Here is a 25,527-nt window from a genome sequence, read left to right on the forward strand (position 1 = left end):
GATACACCATGCCAGAAGCCACTTTCCGCGACGTGCTGCGAAACTTCGATGCCTTGCCCGATGCCGCATGGGTCGATGTCAATGTGGTGGCCGCGCTATACGGCTGTTCGGTCCCAACCGCCTGGCGGCGTTCGAGGCTCGGCGCGATCCCCAGACCCCGCAAGTTCTACGGCTCGACGCGCTGGCACGTCGGGACACTCAGGATTGCCCTGTCGCCTGTGATTGCCTCAGACGCATGCGCGGGCGGTGATAGTCACGCCGCAAGCGCATCCGTTCCGCCGCAGGGAGGCAGATCATGATCCGTCATCCCTGTCAGGAGATGAGCGTGCGAGTCACCGCTGGCCGGTATGCGGGAGCTGTCGGCAAGATCGTTCGCCTGTTGCCCAGTCACGGCGAACATGGTTTCGCGGAGGTCGAGATGAAGTTTCCCGACTCGCGAAAGACGTTCACGGATCTGCTGCCGTGCCACTACCTGTCCTATCCCGGCGATCACGGTCTGGACCGGGTAGGAGGCATGGGATGAACGTCGCAAATGAAAGCGCTCGGGTGGCACCGGGCGCGGATACTGCATCGGGTGGAAAGCCGAACGCACCAGACGGCGCGTGTCCACAGAATATGTCGCGGGGCGCAAGGCTGCAAGCACTCTCTGCACTTGAAGCTGAAGCGGCCCGGCTTGACGCTGCAGCCGCTCATTTTCTCGGCAATGACCGCGCACCACGTGCCATTAGGCGTGCGAAGGATGCACGGATCGCGGCGCCGTTCGACTCGATGCCCCCGCATCTGGCTGGCGAGATCGCCGCGTCAGTTGACCTGAACGAGGACGCCCTTGCTGTTGTCTTTGCGAGTGCCTATGAGAACCGCCTGCTCTATGACGTCCGGCACGGGGCATGGTACTCGTGGGAGGACACGCACTGGCGGCAGGATGAGGGGGCACGCGTGACACGGCAGATGATTCGCAGGCAACTGCGCAAGCTGTGCCGTGACGCACCGCCGCGCTGGCTGTCTGTGCGCGTGGTGGATGCGATAGAGAAGCTGGCCCGCACTGATCCGCGCCTGTGTCCCGCTGGGCCATTCGACTGTAATCCGTGGATCATAGGTACGCCTGCGGGGGTGGTCGATCTGCGTGATGGCGCGAAGAGGAAGGCACAACCGGGCGACATGATCAGCCGGCTTGTCGCGACCGTTCCGGCATTCGACACGACCTGTCCGCACTGGCTCGCCTTTCTCGATGTCTGCACGCAGGGCGACACGGATATGGTGGCGTTCCTGCAGCTGCTGTGTGGATATGCACTTACCGGCTCGACGCGCCACGAACTGGTGTTCATGCTGTATGGACCTGGCGCGAACGGCAAGTCAACATTCCTACGCGTTCTGCGTGAAGTCCTAGGTGATTACTTCATCGCGCTGCCCGTTGAAACCTTTCTGCAATCGACGACCGACCAGCATCCGGCCGGACTGGCGCGGCTGGAGGGTGCACGGCTTGCCGCATGCTCGGAACTGCCGGATAACCGCGCGTGGAACTCCCAACGCGTGAAGGACATTGCGTCCGGTGAACTGATCGCCGCACGCTACATGCACCAGAATTTTTTCGAGTTCCGTCCAGTATGCAAGCTGCTGTTTGTGGGTAACCACAAGCCGCGCCTGAGGCAGGTCGATGAAGCCGAACGGCGGCGGTTCCGGCTTATTCCCTTCGTGCATTGCGTGCCTGAACATGCGCGCGACGTTGACCTTGAGGGAAAGCTTCGAGCTGAATATCCGGCGATCTGCGCGTGGATGATCGACGGCGCAATGCGGCTTCATGCGCACGGATTCGGCGCGATGCCGGGCGCGGTGACGGAAGCGAGCAACGATTACTTCGCGGAATCCGACACGATGGCTGCATGGTCCGTAGAACGGCTGGTATTCGACGCCGCCCTGTCGGCACAGTCCAGTGAGCTCTACGCGGACTATCGCCGCTGGTTCGAGGACAACGGGCAGGACGGACGCCCTGTGTCGCAGAGCGACTTCAAGGCCCGGCTGACCCTCGGATACGGAGCGCGTTACGAGCATACGCGGAGCGGACGTTTCTATCGCGGCGTCGGGCTGCGACGTCATGCAGCCAGGATACATGACTGAATCCGTGACACCGATGCCGCCGGTGACGGCCTTTTCCATATATCAGCGCTACGCGCGCGCGTAAGGAAAATATATAGAAATGGGTGTCACCGGCGGCATCGGTGTCACACGAACAACGGGATTTTTTGACTGCAAGGTATGCATGCCTTGAACCGTTATCTGACTCATCGAGCGAAGCGCTCTGCCAGTAAGACCGGTCTGAGTATCACTTCGTTATCCCTGGCATCTGCCATAAACTGGAACTGCGATCCACAAGGAGAGCGCACCATGAGCACCATCACCGATAGCAGCAACATCCCCGCGACGCTGGAGAGCGGCAACCTCGAATCATTCAGCCAGCTGCGTGTCCTGGTGGAGCGCAAGGCACGCATGGTTGAGGCAATTGATGCGTTGCCCGGACAGGTCAAGGAAGCGCGCGACGCGGCCGTTGCCGCTCGCGAGGCAGTCACAGCCGCCGACGTGGCGTTTATCGGCCGTGCCGACAAACCGTCGCAGGACGACGAGCAGCAGCACGCGACCTCAAGCGCTGAACTGGCGCGTCGCGCGCTGGAATGCGACGAGGAAGCGAGACGTCTCGAAGCCCGCCTTGCTGCGCTGGAACCAGCGATCCTGCAAATCGATAACGAAATCGAGGCCGGAATCCAGCGGGTCAAGCAGGACGCCGCCGTGATGACCTGGAAGGTCGGCGAGAAGTACCTGCCTGAGCTCGACAGGGTTGCTCTTCTGCTGCGGCCTGTGATGGCGCGTTTCGCAGCACTCGCCGAGGTCTGCCCTGACAGCGGGATTGGTCATCTCTCCACCTGCTACATCCCAGTCACGCATCATACGCCTCGTTATCTTGGTTTCGGCGAAACGAGCGTTGCACCCAACCGGCTGCAACTTGACAACGCGACGAAGGCGGCGGCGCGTGCAGAGGTCGCCCCGGCAGTAAAAGGAATACGTGACGCTCTCGTGCTGGCGGCAACGCACAAGCGCTACGTGCCGGTGAGCGAGCGGCCCAAGCCCTATGTCCGCAAGGGCGAGGTGGTGTATGAGAGCAGACCGCCGCAGGATGCTTCCGAAAGGTACTACCGGTGATGAACGCATCGACTTTTGTTCTCGCAACGGGGCTGTTCAACACCCCGCTTGCCGTTGCGCCGCGGCGGATCGAAGGGATCGCCGCGACGCTTTTTGCTGCCCGGACGGACTGCGGGACCGTACAGTCAGATTGCACGCCTGTGGGGGGCAATCGCGCCAACACCGAAACTGGCATCCTGGACGATACGCGACCGTACACCGTCATTGCGGGCGTTGCGATCATTCCGGTCTACGGTCTGCTCGTGCAGAAGTCGGGCTCGCTCTGGCCTTATCTGGACACGGTCGGCTATGTGACCGGATACGATGGTTTGCGCGCATGTATCGGCGCGGCACTGGCGGATAGAGCGGTACGCGCCATTGTGCTGGACGCAAATAGCGACGGCGGCCAGCTAGCCGGAATGCTGGACCTCTCGGACGCGATATACAGAGCGCGCGGACGAAAGCCGTTATGGGCGATTCTCGGCGAGTCGGCATGCTCGGCCGCATATGCTCTCGCGTCGGCGTGTGATCGCGTTATCGTTCCGCGCACAGGCGACACGGGCGGAATCGGAGTGATCGTCGCGCACACGGATTTCTCGAAAGCGCTCGACCGGTCTGGGGTTGCCGTGACACTGATCGCATCCGGCGCGCGCAAGGCTGACGGCAATGAATTCAAGCCACTGTCGCGGGAGGCGTACCGGCGCATCAAGGCCGACATAGACACGCTGGGCGAACTGTTCATCCGTACCGTCGCGCGCAATCGCGGTCTGGCTGTGTCGAAGGTACACGCGACGCAAGGCGCAACGTATCTCGGCGGCGCGGGGAAGGTGGTCGGCTTTGCCGATGCTGTCATGTCACCGGATGCGGCGTTTGCGCGTCTGCTCGACAGGCTCGACCGGCCCGTCGATCAGCCAGGCCAGCAAAGGACACCAACAGGAGGTTCGGGGCGTCGTGCATCCCGGAAGTCGTGGTCACGGGCGGAATACAGGGCCGAAATTGCTCGCGCATTCCGTTGAGGAGCCCCGTGTCCCCGCCCATATCCAGTATTTCCTGTCCGGCCTGAAATCGGGCGGAGGTAGTTGATCTGGCGAATGTGAACCGCGTTTTCGGGGGCGAACTCGCTCGGGCCATCGGGAGCAAGTGATGACGCTCTCAGACGGCGGACGAACCTTTGGTGCGCTCTTGCATTGTGGGCGGGTGCAACTTCTCCCACGCATCGTCTGGCATCGTTCCTTCCTGAAACCAGTACGCATTCTGTGAGTCGCGGCACACTACGAAGTGCTCCTTGCAGTGATACCGATGCCGCCGGTTGAAGTCATCGACCAGTTCCATTGGCGTATCTATGTAGCCTGTCCATCCCTGCCAGTTGAGACAGAGGCATTGCTGCGGTGATATTGGCATGGTCACTTCTATCGTCTTGATCCCAAGGCCCGGGCTGCGATAGAAGGGAGGGAGCTTATAGGCCTCGGGGTCAAACCATGTGCAGGGAGCATCAGACGTTATAAACCCCATAGGGTCGTCAGTGCAAAATATCGCTGCGTCCATTTTCTGAAGCACAGGTACCGTGATACGCAATGTGGGACCGATCATGTGTTGTAGCGGCTTGGTGGCAAGTTGTCTCACTTGCTCGTGCGTCAGCGAAGAATAAGGTGCGGAAGGCGGTTCTAGTGCCTGGGCGATTCGCGCTTGTTCTTCCGGGCTCGCTCTCGCCATGCTTTCTGCAAGATCATCGGTGACCTTCAGGACATGTCCCCATTGCGCCGCATGATGGTCACGGGAAGCAGTCGTTCGTATCTGCGCAGCTGCGACAAACATGCACAGGTAGATGTGCTCTTCGGGAGTTAGCTCGCGGCGAAAGTTGAATTTACTGTTGCGCATCCGCACGAAGCGGTCTTCGATGGTCGATAACGTTGCCTCGATACGTAGATCACGATTGCCATCAGCGTCTTCGATTGTGTATAGGTCTGTCTCCGTGAACAACTTATGCGGAGCACGGCGAACACGGCTGGAGCCATCGCGCTCGAATACCCATACGAATGGTTCGTGATTTGGTGGGCGGTCAGGATCGCACCAAGCCTTCATGTACGAGGCAGGCACGTAGTGCTGCTTCTTGTGACTTTTTCCCAACTCAGGCCTCGCTCGCGTAGTTTTCATCGAGTGTCAGTGGACCGCTCGGATTCTGGCACATTTTCAAGGCTGACTTTTCTGTGACGCCATTCAATGGGATCTGGCCGCAGTCAAAAGGTACTTCTCCCCCCTCGAAAACCGAGGGTACTTGCGCGGCACGTTCTTTCTGTAGCTACGGCTTTCGAAAAGTCTTTGCACCATGACGCAGTATTGGTCGGGCACTCTTCAATGGAAACTGTGTCAACTGCAAAGCACGCTGCAAACCCCTGTTTGCAGCCCGGGGGCGATGTCGGGAAGCCGTCTGTGTTCCGGGAAGTGAGCGGCGATGAAGGTAGCGCTGGCGCGGTCGATGCGTCGTGCCTTGCCGTTCGACGACACAGTATCCCGATAACACCATAGTTCAGCACGCGTTTATAATTGGATCGCCGTCAAGACAGCGACGGCTCAGGCGTGGAAACCTGAAAAATCTGAAGACCGGTACGCCTGCTCCTGCAGGCCGTACCCTTGCCTCTGCACGTCCATTGTCAATGGGTGGGCCTTGGCAGGGAGGCGTTCGCGCCTGCCGGTTGCTGGTCTTCGGAGCCGGTTTTCCACCCCTGCCAATGTGCCCGCCCACCCACCTTGATGCGTGGGTCCGGGTGATACTTCACCGTACCGGGACCGCGTATGTCCAAATCAATCAAACCCCAGCCTTCCTCTTCCCGCCCACCTGTCGATGCGCTGCTGTATGAACGTCTCGCACTGGCCGCTTTCCATCTTTGCGAACGGCAAGGGCAGCAACTTGAATACCTCGTCACACTTGCGACTTCAATAATCAGGAATCCTTCCGTAACCACACAGGAGAGACACGAACAGCGCAGGCTGCTGGAAGTCCTGGTCCATATCGGCGAAGACTACCGGCGCATCAATGACTGTGATCACGAACTGTTCACCGCTCTGGCGCTCGACGCGAAGGGCCTGCCGAACCGGCGACTCACGCGCCGTGATGCGGCAGACCTTCTCGATGACGCGGCACAGAATGCAGGCGACAGTCTGGCGGTTTTGAGCGCTTTCCCGACGAAGCACTAACGGGTTGATCCCTGACGGCAAAGGCGGCTCGATGCCGCCTCTCCGCCTGCGGCACAGTAAAACCGGTAGTGATCCTGACGGATATTCGCACTGTCATACATCAAGAAAAGCGTCCATCAGACATATCCGATTTTCGAAAAATCTGTTGTCATCGCGATTAATTGACATTGTCTGACAGACCTGAAAGGCGTTTTGGCATACCTTCGGAAGATTGCTAAAAAAGCGTCACGCAAAATGAATAAGAACATGTTCAGGCTGTTATTCAGCCGCTCCCGGGGCATGCTCGTTGCCGTTGCAGAAACCGCCATTGCCCACGGCCGGGCCGGTGACGGCGGAACCCGCACGCCTCGCACTCCTGTTTTTATCACGCAGTTCGCGATGCGCCACGTGGCCTTTGCCGTGCTGGTACTCGCCGGATTCGCTCCCACTCTGTCGGATGCACAGATCGTCCCCTCTGGCGCGAACGCGCCGAACGTGATCAGTACGGCGAACGGATTACCACAGGTGAACGTGAACCGACCCTCGGGGAGTGGTGGCGTATCGCTGAATACCTATTCGCAATTTGACGTCTCGCGTTCAGGCGCGATTCTGAACAATTCACCCGTGATAACGGGCACGCAGCAGGCCGGGCAGATCAACGGCAACCCGAACTTCGGGGCGAACCAGGCTGCGCGCATCATCGTGAACCAGGTCAACAGCAGCGCGGCGAGCCAGATCAACGGCATGCTCGAAGTTGCAGGGCAACGTGCAGAGGTGGTGATCGCCAACGGTTCCGGCATTTCGGTGAACGGCGGCGGCTTCCTGAATACCTCGCGCGCCATTCTGACGACCGGTACGCCGAACTTCGCACCCGATGGTTCGCTCACCGGTTTCAATGTGACGCGTGGCAACATCACCGTGCAGGGAGCGGGACTCGACGGCTCGACGGTGGATCAGGTTGACCTGCTGGCCCGAGCGGTGCAGGTCAATGCGGAGATATACGCCGGAAAGAGCCTGAATGTTATCACCGGTGCAAACCAGATCGGTCACGACTCACTGGCGTTCACGCCGATCGCGGGCGACGGACCCGCACCGGCCGTCTCGATTGACGTGAGCCAGCTGGGCGGCATGTACAGCGGGCGTATTTTTCTGGCGAGCAACGAGTACGGTGTAGGTGTTTCGAACCAGGGCGTAATCGCCGCGCAGGCGGGCGACCTGACGCTGCAATCGAACGGCCTGCTGTCCCTCACCGGCAAGACCAGCGCGAGCGGTAATCTTGCCGCCACCGCTGCCGATATCCAGAACAGCGGCACGACCTACGCGCAGCAAAGCGCGACGCTTTCGGCCAGCGGTACGGTCACGAACAGCGGCCTGGTGGCCGCACAGCAGAATACGTCCCTGAGCGCTGGCTCGGTGAGTTCCACCGGCACGCTCGCGGCGGGCGTGAACGGTGATGGTTCGCTCGCGCAGAGCGGCGACCTGAACGTGAGCGCATCCGGCGCTGTCACCTCAACCGGCCGCAATGTGGCAGGCGGCAATGCGAGCGTAAGTGGCGCGGCGGTCAATCTCGCGGGCGCGACCAGTTCGGCGAATGGCGCGCTTTCACTCGCTGCGAACAGCGGTGACCTGAACCTGTCGGGCGCGACCACGACGGCGGGCGGCGCGCTCGACGCTCGCGCGGCAGGCACACTCACGAACGACAACGGTGCAATGTCATCGGGCGGCGCGCAGACCATCACGGCGGGCGCACTCTCGAACCGCAACGGCCAGATCGTTTCGGGTGGTCCGCTGACGGCTAACGTGACAGGTGCTGTGTCGAACGCAGGCGGCACGATGCAGGCGGCGGGAGCGCTAACGGCGAACGCAGGCAGCCTCGACAATACGGCAGGACACATCGCCTCACTCAATGGCGATGGCCTGAGCGTCTTCACGACGGGCCTGCTGAACAACGGCGCGGGCGGCACCATCGGCGGCAACGGGAGCGTGACCGCGCAGGCCGGGCAGCTTGCCAACGCGGGCTCGATCACGGCAGTGCAGTCGCTGATTGCCCGCGCCGTGCAGACGCTATTCAACGGCGGCATCCTGGCCGCCAACGGCAACACGACCGTCTCGGCGGGCACGGTGCTGACCAGTTCCGGCACGATCGCAGCCGGCCAGCTGGCGAGCGCAAGCGCCATGACAATCGACAATAGCGCGGGCGCGATCAGCGCGAACCAGATTGCGCTGCACGGAACGAATCTCATCAACCACGGCGGCACGATCACGCAGACTGGAACCGGCGCGACGACGCTCGACGTGACCGGTACGCTCGACAACTCGGCAGGCGGCACACTCCAGACCAACAGCACGGACCTGACGCTTGCACCGGCCGCGCTCGACAACGACGGCGGCACGATTACGCATGCGGGTACCGGCAAGCTGACGATTGCGCCGGGTAACGGTACCGGGTCAATCTCGAACGTTCACGGAACGATCATCACTGCCGGTCAGATCGCGGCGCAGGCCGGGAGCCTGAACAACGCGACGGGCGTGTTCGCCGCGCAGGGCAATATCGCGGCGAGCATCGCAGGCAATATCAACAATACGCAGGGCGCGATGCGCTCGCTCACGTCCCTCTCGCTCGCCAGTGGCGGCGCGCTGACGAATACGAACGGACAGATCCAGTCGGGTACGGGCGCGGTGGGCGATGCGAGCACGCTCGGCGTTCAGGCTGCGTCGATCGACAATACAAACGGTCTCATCAGCAACCTCGGCACGGGCGATGCGACCGTGCAGGGTGGCAGCCAGATCGTCAACAGTGGCGGTGTCATGACGGGTAACGGTAATGTGGCCGTCGACACGTCATCGCTCTCCAATACCCAGGGCGGTCAACTGAGCGGAGCGAGCGTCGCGGTTCAGGCCGATACCGTCGACAACAGCGGCGGCAGGATCGGTACCTTCTCGGGTTCGACCGGCGACGTTGCCATTACGACGACCGGCGCAATCGCGAACACGAACGGCCAGATTGGCGCGACGCATGATCTGTCCGTGAATGCCGCGACGCTGACGGGCGGTGGTACCTACAGCGCGGCCCATGACGTGGCAGTGAGCGTTCAGGGCGATTTCGCGCCCACGCCCGATGTGCAGTTCAACGCCGGTCATGACCTGTCCTTCACCCTGCCGGGCACGTTCAGCAATCGCGCGCTGGTTGAGGCGACGAACAACCTGAACGTCAACGCCGCCGATGTTCAGAACAGCGGCGTCATGATGGCGGGCGGTACGCTCGCGACGCATTCGAACACGCTGGAGAATACGGGCGTGATGGTCGGCGGTAGCGTCTCGCTGAACGCCACGCAATCGATCACGAACGTCGGACCAACCGCGCTGATCGGCGCGACGGACAGTAACGGCACGCTCGAACTGCTTGCGCCCGATATCGAGAACCGCGACGACACCACGACGACCGATACGCAGGCGACGACCGCGATATACGGTCTTGGCAAGGTGGTGCTGGCGGGTGGAAAGAATGCGGACGGCAGTTACACCAGCGCGAACCTGATCCGCAACCAGTCGGCGCTGATCGAGTCGGCCGGCGACATGGAACTGCACGCCGCTCAGGTGACGAACACGCGCACGACGATGACCACGACGGGTCTTAACCAGTCGGTCGATCCGGCCCTGCTCGCGCAGCTCGGCATCATCCTGTCGGGCTGCACGGCGGTCGACATGGCCGCCTGCTCCGGTCAGGACATAGGCTGGGCCATCTCCCAGCCGGATAACCCGGCATTCCTGACCATGATTGGCGGTGTGTACACGATCCCGCCGCACGGCGGCCAGTGGAATAGCGGCTACCAGTACACGACCTATACGGGCGTGGCGCTCGCGAACCTGATTGCGGGCATCAGTCCGCAGGCGCAAATCATGGCGGGCGGCAATCTGGACGCGTCGAAGGTTGGCCTGTTCCAGAACTACTGGAGCGCGGTCGCGGCAGTGGGCAATATTGCCGCGCCTGTCACGCTCGACCAGAACAGCTGGCAGGGCCAGAGCGCGCCGGAAGTGCAGGTCACGTACTCAGGCTACTACCACTACAACAACTACGACAACACCGAACACAACTGGACGCTACCGTTTGGCGATGCGCCGTTTGTTGGTTCCAATCCGGGCGGCTACCAGGCGGCACCCTCGGATGTCCGCTATTGCGCGCTGCCGAGCTACGAATCGACGTTTGTCGCGGGCAGCACGCTTTCCGGCACGGGCATGAACATCGATAACACGACGGGTCACGCCGGGATGCCTTCGCCCGGTCTTGTGCCCGGCCAGTCGCTGGGCGGCGTGACTGTTGGCGGAGTCAGCGGCGGCGGCCTGGTCAATTCGGTCATCGCCAGTGCGACGGCGCAGAACGTGCTGCAAAACCTCTCGATTCCCCAGGGCGGACTGTTCAGCCGCGCGAGCGCACCGGGCGCAACCTACCTGATCGAGACCAACCCGGCGTTCACGAACCAGAAGTCATTCATATCGAGCGACTACTACCTGCAACAGCTTGGCCTGAACCCACAGACGACGGAAAAGCGCCTGGGCGACGGATTCTACGAACAGCAACTGGTCCGGAACCAGATTACGTCGCTCACTGGCAAGGCGGTACTCGGCCCGTACACCGCCCTTCAGTCGATGTATCAGGCGATGCTCGACGCGGGCGCGTCGCTGTCGAAGTCGCTCGATCTGCCGCTCGGCATGAGCCTGTCGGCTGAACAGGTGGCAGCGCTCACGAGTAACGTCATCATCATGCAGACCGAGACCGTCAACGGGCAGCAGGTACTCGTGCCGGTCGTCTATCTCGCGAAGGCCAGCCAGCAGGACATGAACGGTCCGCTGATCGCGGCGACCGACATCGATCTGCAGAACACGCAGACATTCACGAATAGCGGCACGATGCAGGCAGGCAATACGATGTCGATCCAGGGCCAGCAGATCGACAATGCGTTCGGCAAGCTGCAAAGCGGCGGCCTGATGTCGCTGGCGACCACCGGCAATGTGGACCTGACCTCGGCCACGGTGAATGCGGGCAGCCTCGCGCTGAACGCAGGCGGCAACCTGATCCTCAATACGGCGGTGAATACCGTCGATCAGGTCAGCGCGACGGGAGCGACGCGTACCACGACCACGCTCGGCCCCATTGCGAACCTCAACGTCAAGGGCGACGCGGCCATTGTGACGGGGGGCAACCTTGAGCAGAACGGCGGCAACCTGAACGTGGGCGGCAACCTCGGCATGGCCGTGGGCGGCAACTACGATCTCGGCTCGGTGCAGACCGGCGAGCATAAGGTGGTCGCGGGCGCGAACGGCGTATCGAATACCGACTTCAACCAGACGACAGGCAGTTCGATTAACGTCGGCGGCGTCTCGCAGATCGGCGTGGGTGGCAACCTGACCGCGACGGGCGCTGATATCAACCTGGGCGGTGGCGGGACGGTTGCGGCGAACGGCGACGTCACGCTCCAGGCGGCGAAGGCGACCTCGACCGTCGACAGCAGCAGTTCCGGTAGCGATAGCCACGTCAGCTATTCAGCGTCGCAGCATACCTCAGCCGATACCCTGACAGGGACGACGCTCCATGCCGGAGATTCACTGACCGTCGCATCGGGCCACGATCTCAACCTCATCGGCAGCACGATCAGTCTCGACCAGGGGGCGGCGACGCTGGCGGCAGCGAACAACGTCAACATCGGCGCGGCCACCGCGACCTATGTCGACAATTCGCAGGAACAGCACAGCCACAGCAATATCGTGAGCGGCAAGGAAGTGGCGAGTTCGAGCAACACCACCGCCACGCGCTCGCAGGGCAGTCTCGTGTCGGCTGACGCCGTGACTATCGCCAGCGGTAACGACATCAACGTCAAGGGCAGCACGATTGTTGGCACGAACGATGTCGCGCTCAGTGCTGCGCATGACGTGAATATCACGACGACGCAGGACACCATGCAGTCGTCCAGCACCTATCAGGAGACCCGAACGGGTCTGGGGACGAGCGGCCTGAGCGTGACGGTCGGCACCAACAAGCTCGCGACGACCAGTGAGGCATCGGGTGTCACGAACAACGCGAGCACGGTCGGCTCGCTGAACGGCGACCTGTCGATCCAGGCGGGTAACACCCTGCACGTCACCGGCAGCGATCTTGTCGCGGGCGGGAACCTCGCCGGAACGGCGGCCAACGTCATCATTGACGCGGCCACCGATACCTCGCACCAGGCGCAGACGCAGAAGACCAGCAGCAGCGGCCTCACGATTGGTCTGGCGGGTTCGGTCGGCGATGCGATCAACAACGCGTATTCGGAAAGTCAGGCAGCGAAGAATTCGGCCAGCACGGGCAATGACCGCGCGGCTGCTCTGCACAGCATCGCGGCGGCTGGTGACGTAGGTCTGACCGGTATGGCGGCGGCTGACGCGGCAGCAGGTGGCAAGCCGGATATCGGCATCAAGGTCAGCATCGGGTCCAGCAAGAGCGAAAGCCAGTCGTCGGAAGATCAGACAATGCAACGCGGCTCCAGCGTGCAGGCAGGCGGCACGGCGGGATTCGTGGCAACGAACGGCAACCTGACTATCGCCGGGTCGAACATCAGCGCGAACGATGTCATTCTGGCGGCGAAAAACCAGGTGAACGTCATCAACACGACCGACACCGATTCGACGCGCAGCTCGAACAGTTCCAGCAGCGCGAGCGTCGGCGTGCAGTACACGCTGGGCGGCGGCTTTGGCGTCTCGGCGGCGATGTCGAACGCGCATGGCGATGCGAACAGCGACGCGTCGATCCAGAATGCGTCGCATGTGAACGGCGCGAACAGCGTCACGGTGATATCGGGCGGCGACACGAACATCATCGGCTCGCAGATCAACGGCAGGCAGATCGCGGCTGACGTGGGCGGCAACCTGAATATCGTGAGTGTGCAGGACGTGACGAACAGCGCCGCGCACCAGAGCAGCACGGGCGGCGGGTTCACGATCAGTCAGGGCGGCGGCAGCGCCAGCTTCAGCGCGCAGAACGGTCATGCCGATTCGAACTACGCGGGCGTCAACGAACAGGCTGGCATCAATGCGGGCGATGGCGGGTTCAACATCAACGTCAAGGGCAACACGGACCTGACGGGCGGCGTGATCTCAAGCACGGCCGACGCGTCGAACAACAGCCTGACGACCGGCACGCTCACGTTCAGCGATATCCAGAACCAGTCCCACTACAGCGCGAACAGCAACGGCATCAGTGCGGGCGTGGGCTTCGGTGGTAACACCGGCAAGGCGGTTGGCCCCGGCTCGGTGAGCGGCCATCCAGGCGTGTCGCCGATGATTTCGCAGAACGAAAGCGGCGACCAGAGCGCAACGACGCGCAGCGCGATCAGCGCGGGCACGATCAACGTGACGAACGGCGCGGGCCAGACGCAGGACGTGGCGAACCTGTCGCGCGATACAACAAACACGAACGGCACGGTTGCAAAAACGCCGGACGTGAACGCGATCCTGTCGCAGCAGGCCGACACGATGCAGGCTGCACAGGCGGCGGGTCAGACGGTGTCGCAAGGTATCGGCGCGTATGCGGACATGAAGCGTGACGACGCGCTCGACGCAGCAAAAACCGCCTACAAGAACGGCGACCTTGACGGCATGGCGGCTGCGCTGGCCGACTTCGATTCGTGGAGTGAGGGAGGCGATGCCAGAGCGGGCCTCCACTTCGCGGGCGGTGCGCTGATCGGCGGCCTGGGTGGCGGTGCGTTCGGTGCGGTGGGCGGCGCAGCAGGCGCGGCGATTTCTTCGAAGCTGGCTGACCAGATGAAGGGGCTCAGCGATTCGGTATCGGGCGCGACCGGTTCGTCGCTGCTCGGCAATCTGGCGGGGAATATTGCGTCGGGTCTTGCGGGCGCAGCGGTTGGTGGCACGGCGGGCGCGGCGATGGCATCGAACGTGAACCTGTACAACGCCGCGAACGACAAGAACGACACCGAGGCGAAGAAGGAGGCGCAGGAACTGAAGCAGGCGCTCGACAAGGAGCGCGCGATGCTGGGGCAGGCAGGTGCCAAAGTGCCAGCGGGTACCCAGGCCGCGACCGTGCCTTCGACACCGCTGGCTGCGGCGGCGGCAGCGGCCGGCAAGGGGGCGAAGGCCACAAACACGTCTGGCGATGCCGCACGGCTCGTGGGGCAAGGTCGCGAAACATCTGTCGCCAACATCGTCAATGGTTCAATATCAGGCGAGCAGGTTGCTGTCCCAGGGCTTGGCTCCACGGATATTGACGTCGTCGCGGCGAACGGTAATCTAATTGCTGTGGGTGGTCCGGCGAAAGCGAATAATCTCGGAAAGTTGGGGCAGGAGCTTCGTATCTACCAGACGATCGCTGATCAACGCGGGGTATCCGCACAAGCCTACTTCGCCGAGGGTACACCTCAGTCGGCAATCAACCTTGCAACAAAAATACTTGGTGAAGGTAACGTCAAGATTATTCCCGGGAGCAAATGATGGCGAAGCCTGTATGTCGAGTACTGATTCCCGAAACTTTGGAGCAAGCATTCCTCTTTGTCGTTGCCTTGCTGGACGGCCTAGGTCTGACGCTTACGAATCCAGACAGCTCAAAGATAACTACATGGACCGATGACGGGGACCAAGTAGAAATCGCTACCGGGAAGGTGCTCTCGGAAGTGCTCTCGGGGTCTCTGCGTAACGTCCAATTCTGGAGAAGCGCGAGTGAAGACGTTTTTGTTGCATGGGAGAATGCTCAAGGTCAATGTACTTTCACAATTTACCTTGATGGCTTGGATTCCGCTTTCGCGGTAGCGCTGACTGCGAAGTTCGCGGAGTCGGTATTGACGAAGTTTCGGTCTGGTTACGTTGATGGTCAGGCGTTCGCTGTTGAGTTTGAATAACGGTGGCATTTGTCCCGTCATTGTGATTTAACGTCCACGCCAAGTAGAAAATTCGGGGTGTGATCTTCCGGTCACACTCTCCTTGCTCACTTATACATGAAACTCCAAAAAAGGCTGGCGGCTCTGCCGCTCACAGCCCTGATAACGCTCGCCCATGCGCAGCAGACGCCGACGCCCACACCAGCGGACAAAGCAGCAGCGGCGCGCGCCAACGCTGAGCAGAACCAGCAGGTCGAGCAGCAACGCAATGCACAGGAACGCGAAGCGACGGTTAATGCGCCCTCGGTGCGCTCGGCGGTTGAGCGCGCCTCTGGCTGGTCTGATCTGCCGGCTGAAACGCCGTGCTTCCGCATTGACTCGTTCGTGCTTGACGTGCCAGTGACGCTCCCTGATGCCGTGCGCTCACAAGGCGCATCCGCATTGCCGCTCGACCGCTTCGCGTTTGCCCGCGAATGGCTCGACCACTACACGGGGCAATGCGTGGGCAAGGCAGGACTCGACACGCTCACGAAGGGACTGCAACAGGTCATCCTGAGCCGGGGCTACATCACCACGCGCGTGCTGCTGCCCGAGCAGGACCTCTCTACCGGCGCACTGAAGTTCGCGCTGGTGCCGGGTGTCGTGCGTGCGATCCGCTTCGCCGAACCTGCTACGCGCGGCACATGGAAAACCGCCTTCCCGGCCCGCGAGGGTGACCTGCTGAACCTGCGCGACCTCGAACAGGGACTCGAACAGATGAAGCGCGTCAGCAGCCAGGACGTGGACATGAAAATCGAGCCAACTGATGTACCTGGCGAAAGCGACATTGTCGTCACGGTAAAGCGCGTGAAGCCGTGGACAGTGGTCGCCTCGGTGGACAACTCGGGCACACGCGCGACCGGCAAGCTCCAGGGCAACCTGAGCCTGGGTATCGACAATCCGCTCGGGCTGAACGACGTTTTCAACGCCGATGTGAGTCAGGACCTCGAATTCGGCGACAAAGGCCTCGGCTCGCACGGCTGGAACGGTTTCTACTCGATTCCGTGGGGTTACTGGACTGGCACGCTGTCGGCCTATACGAACACGTACTATCAGCAGATCGCAGGCGTCAACACGACTTTCGTGTCGAGCGGCAATTCTCAGACGGTTGATTTGAAACTGGCGCGGGTCCTGATGCGCAGCCAGAACAACGTACTCGGCGCGCAGTTCAGGCTCACGAAGCGCTTCGGTGAAAGCTTTATTGAAGACACCGCTATCCCGCAGCAGCGGCGCAACAACACATTCATCGAGGCGGGACTGACCGACCGTCACTACTTCGGCGCATCGCAGTTCGACGGCAGTCTCGCGTACCGTCAGGGTGTGGGCGGACTTGGAGCGACACCAGACTTCTACGAGAATGGCCCGACCTACCGCTTTCGCATGGCCGTCCTCGACGCGAACCTGTCGGTGCCGTTCCAGATTGCGAACCAGCCGCTACGCTACGTCACAAGCGTTCACGGACAGTTCACCAACAACACGCTCAACTACATCGATGACCTGACCATCGGCAGCCGCTACACGGTGCGCGGCTTCGACGGCGAAACGATGCTGGCCGCCGAGCGCGGTTTCTTCTGGCGCAATGAGCTTCAGTTACCCATCGGCTCGACGGGCCAGTCTCTGTATGCGGGTATCGACTACGGCCGCGTGTTCGGGCCGAACACCGCATTTCTCGCCGGTACCCAACTCGCGGGCGCGGTGATCGGTGTGCGCGGCAGCGGATCGGCAAAGGTCGGTGCGCTCGCCTATGACCTTTTTGCAGGTACGCCGGTCTATAAACCGTCGGGCTTTCCAACTGCACGCGTGACGCTGGGCTTCCAGTTGACGGCGCAGTTCTGACAGACCGTCTGCGCCGTTTCCGCGCAGTCGTCGCAACTTCCCCACCTGCTCCCCACGGGACGCGTTTTGACGGACGCAGCGACCGGCCAAATCGCTGGAAGCCTTATGGGACAAGGCTTGTAGGGTATACGGGTTTACTCTTATAATGCCCCTGTGCGGGGCGGCACCTACTTTCTTTGCTGCTGCAAAGAAAGTAGGCAAAGAAGACAGCTAAAACCGTCAGCTCATAAGCGGGTCCCCTGGCTTGGTTGGGGCAGTGGTGCATCTGGAATCCGTGCCCCCGCACATTCCCCGTTCGTGACAAAGCCATCATCCCTCCCACTCCGCACTACGTGCGTCGCGGACGGGTCCGCCTGGGAAACCGGCGGGCTTGCCCGCGCAGCGGGAGCCCTCGGCTCCGCCTCGGCGACACGCCGAAATGACCAGTGGTTTTGGAGCGGGGATTCGGCGCGCGGAGCGCCGCCGGAAGAATGACTGCCTTGCCACGAACGCGGAATGTGCGGGAGCACGGATTCCAGATGCACCACTACCTTGTGTGGACCGAGGGACCCGCTTAAGAGTTAGCGGTTTGAGCTGTCTTCTTTGCCTACTTTCTTTGCAGCAGCAAAGAAAGTAGGTGCCGCCCCGCACAGGGGCAACGCTAATAGACCGATAACAAAGCAAGGAAAGGCCAACACTCTGGGAAGAACGAAAGGCCCATCCCGCAGCGATATCACCCCTTCACCCGCTTCTCTTCAACATCCGGCAGCAAAACAGTCAACACCCCAATCAACGGCAAGAACGAACAAACCTTATAAACAAACCCAATACTGGTAGCGTCAGCCAACTGCCCAAGCACTGCGGCGCCAACGCCGCCAAGCCCAAAGGCAAAACCAAAGAACAACCCGGCAACCATCCCCACCTTCCCAGGAATCAATTCCTGCGCATAAACAAGAATCGCCGAGAACGCGGAAGCGAGCACCACCCCGATCACAACAGTCAGCAACCCGGTCCAGAACAGATTCGCATACGGCAGCAGCAGCGTGAAAGGCGCGACGCCAAGAATCGACACCCAGATCACATATTTACGCCCGATCTTGTCGCCAATCGGCCCGCCGATCACCGTCCCCGCCGCGACCGCCGCGAGGAACACGAACAGATGAATCTGCGCGGCCTGCACCGACAGATGGAACTTGTCGATCAGATAGAACGTGAAATAGCTGTTGATGCTCGCGAGGTAGAAGTACTTGGAGAACACCAGCAGCACCAGCACGCTCATCGCGAGGATGATCTTGTTACGCGGCAGCGCCGCCTGCGCCGCGTGGCCGCGTGCCTTCCTGACCGACGGATGCCGCTTGTACCAGCGGCCGATCTGCGTGAGCACGACGATCGCCACGAGCGCCGCCGCCGAGAACCACGCAATGCTGCGCTGGCCATGCGGAATCACGATCAGCGCGGCCAGCAGCGGCCCGAGCGACGAACCCGCATTGCCGCCGACCTGGAACAGCGACTGCGCGAGACCGTGACGGCCGCCCGACGCCATCCGCGCGACCCGCGACGACTCCGGATGAAACACCGACGAGCCGCAGCCGACCAGCGCCGCGGCGACCAGCAGCACGCTGAAGTTCGGCGCAACCGACATCAGCAGCAGACCAGCAAGCGTGAAGCCCATGCCGACCGGCAGCGAGTACGGCTTCGGATGCTTGTCGGTATAGCTGCCGACGAGCGGCTGCAGCAGCGACGCGGTGATCTGATAGGTCAGCGTGATCAGACCGATCTGCCCGAACGACAACGAAAAGTTGTCCTTGAACATCGGGTAGATGGCGAGGATCAGCGACTGGATCATGTCGTTGAGCAGGTGCGAAAAGCTGATTGCACCAAGCACGGAATACACGGTGCGCTGCACCTTGGCGGCCGCCGGCGCGGCGGTGACCGGGGAGGCGCTCGCCCCCGTGGCGGATGCGCCGGCGAGGGCGCTTTTATCGAGGCTGGTTTCCATACGCGAGCAGAAGAAGATCAGGCAAATGTGAGAAAAAATCGGCGCTGGAACCGGTGCGGCAGCGCGCTTCGTAGGCGCGTTCCGCAAACCGCTGCGTCATTTGGTCGCGGCACCCGGCGTTTTGACTATTCAGCCGAAGTTTAATGTGGCCGGAGTGAATTGTAAGGACAAGTTTTGTCGCGAATCGGACATGGGGCCGGATGACTTCGCTTTCGCTGACGAATGGCGAATCGTCTGCTCTGCGCTGTCGAGGCATTTTTGGCGGGTTTTTGTCTGCGGTATAAAGCGCTCGCGAATGCGCGGCTCACGAAGCGGCGCGTCGAACATGGGATCGGGAACGGCCGGCGGGGCACGACCCGCCGTCGTCTGATCGCGCGACATTCAAGATCGCGCGGCAGGCTGCCGTAGACCCGGAGAGACAAGCGGGGACGCCGGAACCGACCTTTCCGGCGCGTCGACACGTGGGGATTGGGGACTATGGAAGCAGTGGCACACAGCGCGGCGGCAACGAAGTTCAACGGCCTGTCGGTAAAGGCGACGCTGCGGATCGCGTTCGCGATCCTGCTCGCCGGCACACTGCTGATCGGCGTGTTTTCGCTGCTGCAGATCGGCCGGCTGAACGCGTCCACGCAATCGATCTACGACCAGGGCCACGTCGCGAGCCGCGCCGCCGAGGAAGCGCGCGGCCACATGCTGCGCGCGAGCCGCGCGCAAAAAATGCTGCTGACCGCGACCACCGCGAAGGAGCGCGATGAACTCGGCGCCGACATCGAGCGCGGCCTCGCCGGCCTGAACGAGCAACTGCGCACGCTGCAACAGTACGTCGATCCGTCCGACGCGAAGGCGGTCGCCGCGCAGAAGGCGTTCGCCGCGGCGATTGGAACCTGGAGCACCCATCTGCGCGACTTCGTCACGCTCGTGAAAGCGCAGCCGCTCGATCTGTCGCAGATGAACTGGCAGGTCGGCACGCAGGACGTGTCGCTGCTCGTCGAAACCGGCAAGCTCGAAAAGCTCGTCGACGAACTCGTCACCCAGCGCGGCACCGCCGCGAAGGCGACGATCGACGCGTCCGGCTTCATCTACCAGTCGTCGTTCGTGATGATCGCGGTGATGACGCTCGCACTGATCGTGCTCGCGTTCGGCATCGCGGCGTGGGTCGTGCGGCGGCTCACCGCGCAGCTCGGCGGCGAGCCCGCGTACGCGAAGGAAATCGCGCGCCGCATTGCCGCGGGCGATCTGTCGAACCGCATTACGCTCGGCGGCAAGGACCGTTCGAGCATGCTGTTCGCGCTGTCCGACATGCAAAGCGGACTCGCGACGACGGTCGCCGACATCGCGTCGAGCGCCGATGCGATCGCAACCGCGTCCGGACAGATTTCGATGGGCAACCTGGACCTGTCGCAACGCACCGAACAGCAGGCGCTCGCGCTCGAGCGCACCGCGAGCAGCATGGAACAGCTGACGTCGACGGTGCGTCAGAACGCCGACAACGCGAAGCAGGCGAGCACGCTCGCGAACAACGCGTCGGAGATCGCCGAGCAGGGCGGCGCGGTCGTGAGCCGCGTGGTCGCGACGATGAACGACATCAACGACAGCGCGCACAGCATCGGCGACATCATCGGCGTGATCGAGGGAATCGCATTCCAGACCAACATCCTCGCGCTGAACGCGGCCGTCGAGGCGGCGCGCGCGGGCGAGGAGGGGCGCGGCTTTTCGGTGGTGGCGGCGGAAGTGCGCAATCTCGCCCAACGGAGTGCTGCGGCCGCGAAGGAGATCAAGGGCTTGATCCAGACGTCGGTCGAGCGCGTCGGCAACGGCTCGACGCTCGCCGCGGACGCCGGTCAGACGATGGACGAAGTCGTCAAGGCCGTGAAGCGCGTGACCGACATCATCGGCGAGATTTCGGCGGCGTCGTCCGAGCAGAGCGCCGGTATCGAGGCGATCAATCTCGCGGTCACGCAGATGGACGCGGGCACGCAGCAGAACGCGGCGCTGGTGGAGGAGGCCACCGCCGCCGCCCGCTCGCTCGACGATCAGGCACGCGGGCTGAAGGCGATGGTGGGGCAGTTCCGGCTGTAAAAAGCGGCGCGGTGGGAACTGGGGGCCGTTTCTGGCCCGACGACTACCATGCAGGTCGTGCCCGCCGCCAGCATCAGATCGGCCGGCACCGAGTCGATCTTCACGCGCACAGGCACGCGTTGCGCGAGGCACTTCGGCCGGATCGCTGACGCGCACGTGCGGCAGCCTGGCTTCCTCGAAATAGCCATACACCCCAACGAGTGACTATCGAAGATCGCGAGCTTCGCGGCGCCGGCGGTCGCATAGTCGCAGCTGAACACCGCGAGGTTCATCGAAAGCCGATTTTGGGCGGTCGCCCATGTACGGACTGCCTGTCGCACGGTAATTATCTGACTCTGTCAACTCCGGCAGCGACTTCAGATAGACCAACGACACACCTATGTCCCTGTCCGTATTTGAGATGCACTCCGTGGAGCTGTTCTGCCAGCGGCCACTGGGTGCCTGTTACGTCATCTGCGACGAATGGCGCTATAAGGCGTCCCTCGGCAAGGCCGCGGACCTTCCGAAGGCCAGGGCGGAGACCCGGGAATTTCTTGAGATTGCCGAACTAAATCACAGGAAGTGGGAGCAGGACCGGAAGTTGGTCAGGAATCTCCTTGACAGTCACTGGCTGTTTTTTCATAACGTGCGGGACCGTAACCCTGACACCGATGGATGGTGGGTTATCGTGGCTCTTCTCGAAGAGGTTCGCCGGGGCAAACTGCTTGCCATTAGAGGTCCGCGTAATAGCCTGTTTCCGTCACCCTACAGCAGCACGCCGTTAAGGAATCCCGTAGCGAGGACCGGCAGTCATCCGGACGGCGAACCCATTCTGTCCGTCGAGTATGATCCGGCCACCTGGCAAGCCCAGTTAGCCGCTGCGCGCGCAGCCAGGGCGACACCGCCACACATCGAGATACCACAGGCACTGACCAAGGCGCAGCGGTGGCAGACGCGCAAGGCGCTGATTGCGGCGGGAAATGCGGCCATGTCCGGGCGCGTGCGGACGGCGGCTGAACGGCTCGCACGCAACAATGTCGCGGTGGAGAAGGCCAGACTCTCCGATCATGTCTACGAGCCGTCCGGGCCAGTGCCCGAAGGGTGGGCGAACCGCAGCGGGAATATGGGATTGCTACGGCAGTACGGCTTGAAGCCAAAAGACCTGGAAATCGAAGACTCGAATTTCAGGGCGCAGCTATACGAACCGGATGCGGCGGTCTTCGGTGCCGACATGAATCCGACACTCGCCTTCAAGGGAACCGAAATGACGAGCCTGAGCGACTGGTCGAACAACTTCAACCAGAGCGTGGATATGAAGTCGCCTTACTATAGGCGAGCCGTAAATATTGGGGAAAAGCTGCGCGATAGTCGCTCGCCAATTGATATTGCCGGACACTCGCTAGGTGGCGGTCTGTGTTCTGCCGCTTCTTTGGCCAGCGGCAAGGACTGCTGGAGCTTCAATGCCGCCGGTCTGCACCCGGAGACGGTCGAACACTACGGCGGCCAGGTCACGCCATCGAACATCAATGCCTACCATGTGAACGGCGACATTCTGACCGTCGCACAGACGTGGACTCCCCTGCCCGGTGCAGTCGGAACTCCCTATCTCCTTCCCGGCAGCGGCTCGCCCGTGTCGCGGCACTTCATCACGCAGGCAATTGACGGCATCGAGCAGCAGAAGGCGGAGGACATCTCCGTACTTGAAACACTGTCATAGCGAGGCTGAAAGCGATGAAAACACTCAGCCGAATCCTTATCCTGCCGGTGCTGTTACTGGCGCTATCCCCTGTGGTTCATGCAATGAAAAAATTTCCCGCCACTGATTTCTTTAGCGGCCCGCAACTCGAACTGGCGCAGGCCATCGAACGCGGCGACATGGAGCAGGTCCGGCGACTGGCACCGAAGACGGATCTGAACACGCCTGGGCGCAAGAACATGACGATGCTGTTTTTTGCGTTTCAGGAAGCATTGCAGCGCGACCCGCATCGGCTTGCGGTTGCGTCGCAGGTGGTGAGGGCCGGGGCTGATCCCTTGCAGGCTGTACCGGATTTTGGCAGCCCCCTCGGGGTCCTGCTCAACAGCTCCCACCCGGAATTCCTGAGCGCGATGCTGGACGGGGGCGTTGATCCTAATCTGGTCTACAAGGGAGATCCACTAATTTTCTTTGTTGCAGGAGAGTCGACATCTGGCTCACTCGAACTGCTGGTGGAGCGTGGCGCAGATGTGAACCGGCGCGATTCGTTGCGTAATTCAGTGCTGTATGAGGCGCTGGCAAATCGCGCGCTAGATCAGATTGACTACTTGCTGGATCATGGGGCGAATCCCAACACCTACGATATCAAAGGCCTGTCGTTTCCTCAGGCGCTATCAACGCGCATTGCCGATAACGCATCCGCGCCGAATTCCCCGACCTACATAAAGCTAATCGAGATTCGGGATCGCATCATCAGGATGGGCGTGAAATGGCCCCCGGAGACACCGGCACAGATACGGGCGCGCTGGGGGGCAAACGCACCGCGGTGGCTCGATGACCGCAAGCTTCCGCTGCCTTGAATAACGAGGCTGAAAGCGATGAAAACACTCAGCCGAATCCTGATCGTGCTGGTGCTGTTACTGGCGCTATCCCCAGTGGTTCATGCAATGAGAAAATTTCCCGCCACTGATTTTTTTAGCGGCCCGCAACTCGAACTGGCGCAGGCCATCGAGCGAGGTGACATGGAGCAGGTCAGGCGGCTGGCACCAAAGGCGGACCTGAACACGCCTGGACGCAAGAACATGACGATGCTGTTTTTTGCGTTCCAGGAGGCATTGCAGCTCGACCCGCATCGGCTTGCGGTTATGTCGGAGGTGGTGAAGGCCGGAGCCGATCCCTTGCAGGAAGTGCCGGATTTTGGTGACCCGCTCGGGGTCATGCTCAACAGCGCGCAACCGGAATTCCTGCGTGCGATGCTGGACGGCGGTGTTGATCCCAACACCATGATCGAGGGCCGCAGACCCATCGTTTTCTTTGTTACAAGCGATCGCAAATTGGGCTCACTCCAGTTGCTGGTGGAGCGTGGCGCGGATGTGGACCAGCGCGATTCGTTGCGCAACACATCTCTCTACGAAGCGCTAACTGGCTATGACACCGGGGCAGTCAATTACCTTCTCGATCACGGAGCAAACCCGAACACTTACAACATCAATGGAATCTCGTTTCCGAGACAATTGGAATCGCAAATGGAACATGTAGGCCCCACCTCCGAATCAGGTGTCAAACTGGTCGAAATCCGGGACCGCATCATCAGGATGGGCGTGAAATGGCCCCCGGAGACTCCGGCGCAGATACGGGCTCGTTGGGGAGCCAATCCTCCGCGCCGGCTCGATGACAGCAAGCTTCCGCTGCCTTGACGCAGCTACACGCTGGCGAGAGGTTAGAAGTTCTTAACCGCCTCGCATACGACAAGGCGGATAGGGCTGAAGGCGAAGATGAGACAGTTCCGGCTATAAAAAACGATGCGCTCGTCAGCTCGCGTTGGCCGACGCGAAGTGGGAGTTGGAACCCGTCCCCGGCCGCACTACCACCGTGCAGGTCGTGCCCGCCGCCAGCATCACATCGGCCGGCACCGAGTCGATTTTCACGCGCACCGGCACGCGTTGCGCGAGGCGCACCCAGTTGAAGGTCGGATTCACGTCCGCAAGCAGCTCGTGGCTTTGCGGATTGTCGCGGTCGTAAATGCCGCGTGAGATGCTCTCCACATGGCCTTGCAGCGTGCCGCCGCTCATCAGCCGCACTTCGGCCTGATCGCCGATGCGCACGTGCGGCAGCTTGGTTTCCTCGAAATAGCCATACACCCAGAACGAACGACTATCGACGATCGCGAGCTTCGCGGCGCCGGCGGTCGCATAGTCGCCGCGGAACACCGAGAGGTTGGTCACGTAGCCATCGACCGGCGACACGACGCGCGTGCGCTCGAGGTTCAGCTTCGCGGCGTCGAGCGCGGCGAGCGCCTGCTGATAGGCGGCATCGGCGGCGGACGCGGTATGCGTCGCGTTTTCGCGGGCCTCCTTCGACACCACCTGCGAATCCATGTCGGCACGCCGTTGCGCGTCGTCGCGCTTCATCTGCAATTCGGCCTTGCGCGCGGCCACCGCGGCCTGCGCCTGCTCCACCGCGATCTGATAATGCGACGGATCGATCTGCATCAGCAGCTCGCCCTTCTTCACGAACTGGTTGTCCTTGACCGGCAGATCGACGATCGCGCCCGACACGTCCGGCGCGACGTTGACGATCTCGGCGCGTACGCGGCCGTCGCGCGTCCACGGTTCGTCCATGTAATGGACCCACAGCACGCGGCCAATCAGGATCGCGACGATGAAAATGACGGCTGTCGCGATGAAGCCCACAAGATTTCGGATGGTCATGTT

General features: G+C 61.8%; 14 protein-coding genes and 1 pseudogene. 11 read left to right on the forward strand and 4 right to left on the reverse strand.

What is annotated here, in order from left to right:
• Positions 1 to 325 precede the first annotated feature (325 nt).
• The 4 genes from AB3X94_RS01035 (at position 326) to AB3X94_RS01050 (ending at position 4,187) form a co-directional block, all read left to right on the forward strand.
• Positions 326 to 523: a hypothetical protein gene (locus tag AB3X94_RS01035; RefSeq protein WP_368610598.1), complete on the forward strand. Its 198-nt coding sequence runs from the start codon at positions 326 to 328 to the stop codon at positions 521 to 523.
• A complete protein-coding gene (locus AB3X94_RS01040; RefSeq protein ID WP_368610599.1) occupies positions 520 to 2,115 on the forward strand; it encodes a phage/plasmid primase, P4 family in 1,596 nt (531 codons plus the stop codon). The genes AB3X94_RS01035 and AB3X94_RS01040 overlap by 4 nt, the downstream gene beginning before the upstream one ends.
• Positions 2,116 to 2,382: 267 nt before the next feature.
• A complete protein-coding gene (locus AB3X94_RS01045; protein ID WP_368610600.1) occupies positions 2,383 to 3,192 on the forward strand; it encodes a hypothetical protein in 810 nt (269 codons plus the stop codon).
• Positions 3,192 to 4,187, forward strand: a complete 996-nt coding sequence (locus tag AB3X94_RS01050) for a S49 family peptidase (RefSeq protein ID WP_368610601.1) — start codon at positions 3,192 to 3,194, stop codon at positions 4,185 to 4,187. The genes AB3X94_RS01045 and AB3X94_RS01050 overlap by 1 nt, the downstream gene beginning before the upstream one ends.
• 136 nt (positions 4,188 to 4,323) lie before the next feature.
• Here the strand turns inward: AB3X94_RS01050 and AB3X94_RS01055 are convergent, their stop codons facing one another.
• The gene (locus AB3X94_RS01055; protein WP_368610602.1) at positions 4,324 to 5,268 is read right to left on the reverse strand and encodes a DUF4238 domain-containing protein; all 945 of its coding nucleotides are present in this window, start codon (positions 5,266 to 5,268) and stop codon (positions 4,324 to 4,326) included.
• A gap of 696 nt (positions 5,269 to 5,964) precedes the next feature.
• Here AB3X94_RS01055 and AB3X94_RS01060 point away from each other — a divergent pair.
• The 3 genes from AB3X94_RS01060 (at position 5,965) to AB3X94_RS01070 (ending at position 17,084) form a co-directional block, all read left to right on the forward strand.
• A complete protein-coding gene (locus tag AB3X94_RS01060) occupies positions 5,965 to 6,366 on the forward strand; it encodes a hypothetical protein (protein ID WP_368610603.1) in 402 nt (133 codons plus the stop codon).
• Positions 6,367 to 6,600: 234 nt separating this feature from the next.
• Positions 6,601 to 14,826: a hemagglutinin repeat-containing protein gene (locus AB3X94_RS01065; RefSeq protein ID WP_368610604.1), complete on the forward strand. Its 8,226-nt coding sequence runs from the start codon at positions 6,601 to 6,603 to the stop codon at positions 14,824 to 14,826.
• A gap of 500 nt (positions 14,827 to 15,326) precedes the next feature.
• The gene (locus AB3X94_RS01070) at positions 15,327 to 17,084 is read left to right on the forward strand and encodes a ShlB/FhaC/HecB family hemolysin secretion/activation protein (protein WP_368610605.1); all 1,758 of its coding nucleotides are present in this window, start codon (positions 15,327 to 15,329) and stop codon (positions 17,082 to 17,084) included.
• A 712-nt stretch (positions 17,085 to 17,796) separates the two neighbouring features.
• Here AB3X94_RS01070 and AB3X94_RS01075 read toward each other — a convergent pair.
• Complete coding sequence (locus AB3X94_RS01075) at positions 17,797 to 19,062, reverse strand: MFS transporter (protein WP_368610606.1); 1,266 nt, start codon at positions 19,060 to 19,062, stop codon at positions 17,797 to 17,799.
• Positions 19,063 to 19,539: 477 nt separating this feature from the next.
• On the opposite strand from AB3X94_RS01075, the gene AB3X94_RS01080 reads away from it, so the two are divergent.
• Positions 19,540 to 21,141 (forward strand): methyl-accepting chemotaxis protein, encoded by a 1,602-nt coding sequence (locus tag AB3X94_RS01080; RefSeq protein ID WP_368610607.1) that lies wholly within the window; start codon positions 19,540 to 19,542, stop codon positions 21,139 to 21,141.
• Here the strand turns inward: AB3X94_RS01080 and AB3X94_RS01085 are convergent.
• Positions 21,096 to 21,410: pseudogene (locus tag AB3X94_RS01085) on the reverse strand (hypothetical protein); the annotation flags it as partial. The gene AB3X94_RS01080 and the pseudogene AB3X94_RS01085 sit on opposite strands and share 46 nt — an antisense overlap.
• Positions 21,411 to 21,520: 110 nt before the next feature.
• Here AB3X94_RS01085 and AB3X94_RS01090 point away from each other — a divergent pair.
• The 3 genes from AB3X94_RS01090 to AB3X94_RS01100 are packed head-to-tail and all read left to right on the forward strand — an operon-like array spanning position 21,521 to position 24,510.
• Positions 21,521 to 22,837, forward strand: coding sequence for a DUF2974 domain-containing protein (locus AB3X94_RS01090; protein ID WP_176108057.1), 1,317 nt, complete (start codon positions 21,521 to 21,523; stop codon positions 22,835 to 22,837).
• Positions 22,838 to 22,851: 14 nt separating this feature from the next.
• Complete coding sequence (locus AB3X94_RS01095; RefSeq protein WP_176108058.1) at positions 22,852 to 23,673, forward strand: ankyrin repeat domain-containing protein; 822 nt, start codon at positions 22,852 to 22,854, stop codon at positions 23,671 to 23,673.
• Between the two features lie 18 nt (positions 23,674 to 23,691).
• Entirely contained in the window at positions 23,692 to 24,510 is an 819-nt protein-coding gene (locus AB3X94_RS01100; RefSeq protein WP_368610608.1) for an ankyrin repeat domain-containing protein, read from the forward strand.
• A 114-nt stretch (positions 24,511 to 24,624) separates the two neighbouring features.
• On the opposite strand, the gene AB3X94_RS01105 is transcribed toward AB3X94_RS01100, so the two are convergent.
• Complete coding sequence (locus tag AB3X94_RS01105; protein WP_176108060.1) at positions 24,625 to 25,524, reverse strand: HlyD family secretion protein; 900 nt, start codon at positions 25,522 to 25,524, stop codon at positions 24,625 to 24,627.
• Positions 25,525 to 25,527 lie beyond the last annotated feature (3 nt).

It is taken from the genome of Paraburkholderia sp. BR10923, from assembly GCF_040948765.1.
In the GTDB taxonomy this organism is placed as follows: domain Bacteria; phylum Pseudomonadota; class Gammaproteobacteria; order Burkholderiales; family Burkholderiaceae; genus Paraburkholderia; species Paraburkholderia youngii.

What these genes read in the sequence shown, in the direction of transcription:
- AB3X94_RS01100 (WP_368610608.1), top strand. Translation starts at nt 23,692, where the DNA reads ATGAAAACACTCAGCCGAATCCTGATCGTGCTGGTGCTGTTACTGGCG.
- AB3X94_RS01105 (WP_176108060.1), bottom strand. Translation starts at nt 25,524, where the DNA reads ATGACCATCCGAAATCTTGTGGGCTTCATCGCGACAGCCGTCATTTTC.
- AB3X94_RS01050 (WP_368610601.1), top strand. Translation starts at nt 3,192, where the DNA reads ATGAACGCATCGACTTTTGTTCTCGCAACGGGGCTGTTCAACACCCCG.
- AB3X94_RS01060 (WP_368610603.1), top strand. Translation starts at nt 5,965, where the DNA reads ATGTCCAAATCAATCAAACCCCAGCCTTCCTCTTCCCGCCCACCTGTC.
- AB3X94_RS01080 (WP_368610607.1), top strand. Translation starts at nt 19,540, where the DNA reads ATGGAAGCAGTGGCACACAGCGCGGCGGCAACGAAGTTCAACGGCCTG.
- AB3X94_RS01065 (WP_368610604.1), top strand. Translation starts at nt 6,601, where the DNA reads ATGAATAAGAACATGTTCAGGCTGTTATTCAGCCGCTCCCGGGGCATG.
- AB3X94_RS01040 (WP_368610599.1), top strand. Translation starts at nt 520, where the DNA reads ATGAACGTCGCAAATGAAAGCGCTCGGGTGGCACCGGGCGCGGATACT.
- AB3X94_RS01070 (WP_368610605.1), top strand. Translation starts at nt 15,327, where the DNA reads ATGAAACTCCAAAAAAGGCTGGCGGCTCTGCCGCTCACAGCCCTGATA.
- AB3X94_RS01095 (WP_176108058.1), top strand. Translation starts at nt 22,852, where the DNA reads ATGAAAACACTCAGCCGAATCCTTATCCTGCCGGTGCTGTTACTGGCG.
- AB3X94_RS01090 (WP_176108057.1), top strand. Translation starts at nt 21,521, where the DNA reads ATGTCCCTGTCCGTATTTGAGATGCACTCCGTGGAGCTGTTCTGCCAG.
- AB3X94_RS01045 (WP_368610600.1), top strand. Translation starts at nt 2,383, where the DNA reads ATGAGCACCATCACCGATAGCAGCAACATCCCCGCGACGCTGGAGAGC.
- AB3X94_RS01075 (WP_368610606.1), bottom strand. Translation starts at nt 19,062, where the DNA reads ATGGAAACCAGCCTCGATAAAAGCGCCCTCGCCGGCGCATCCGCCACG.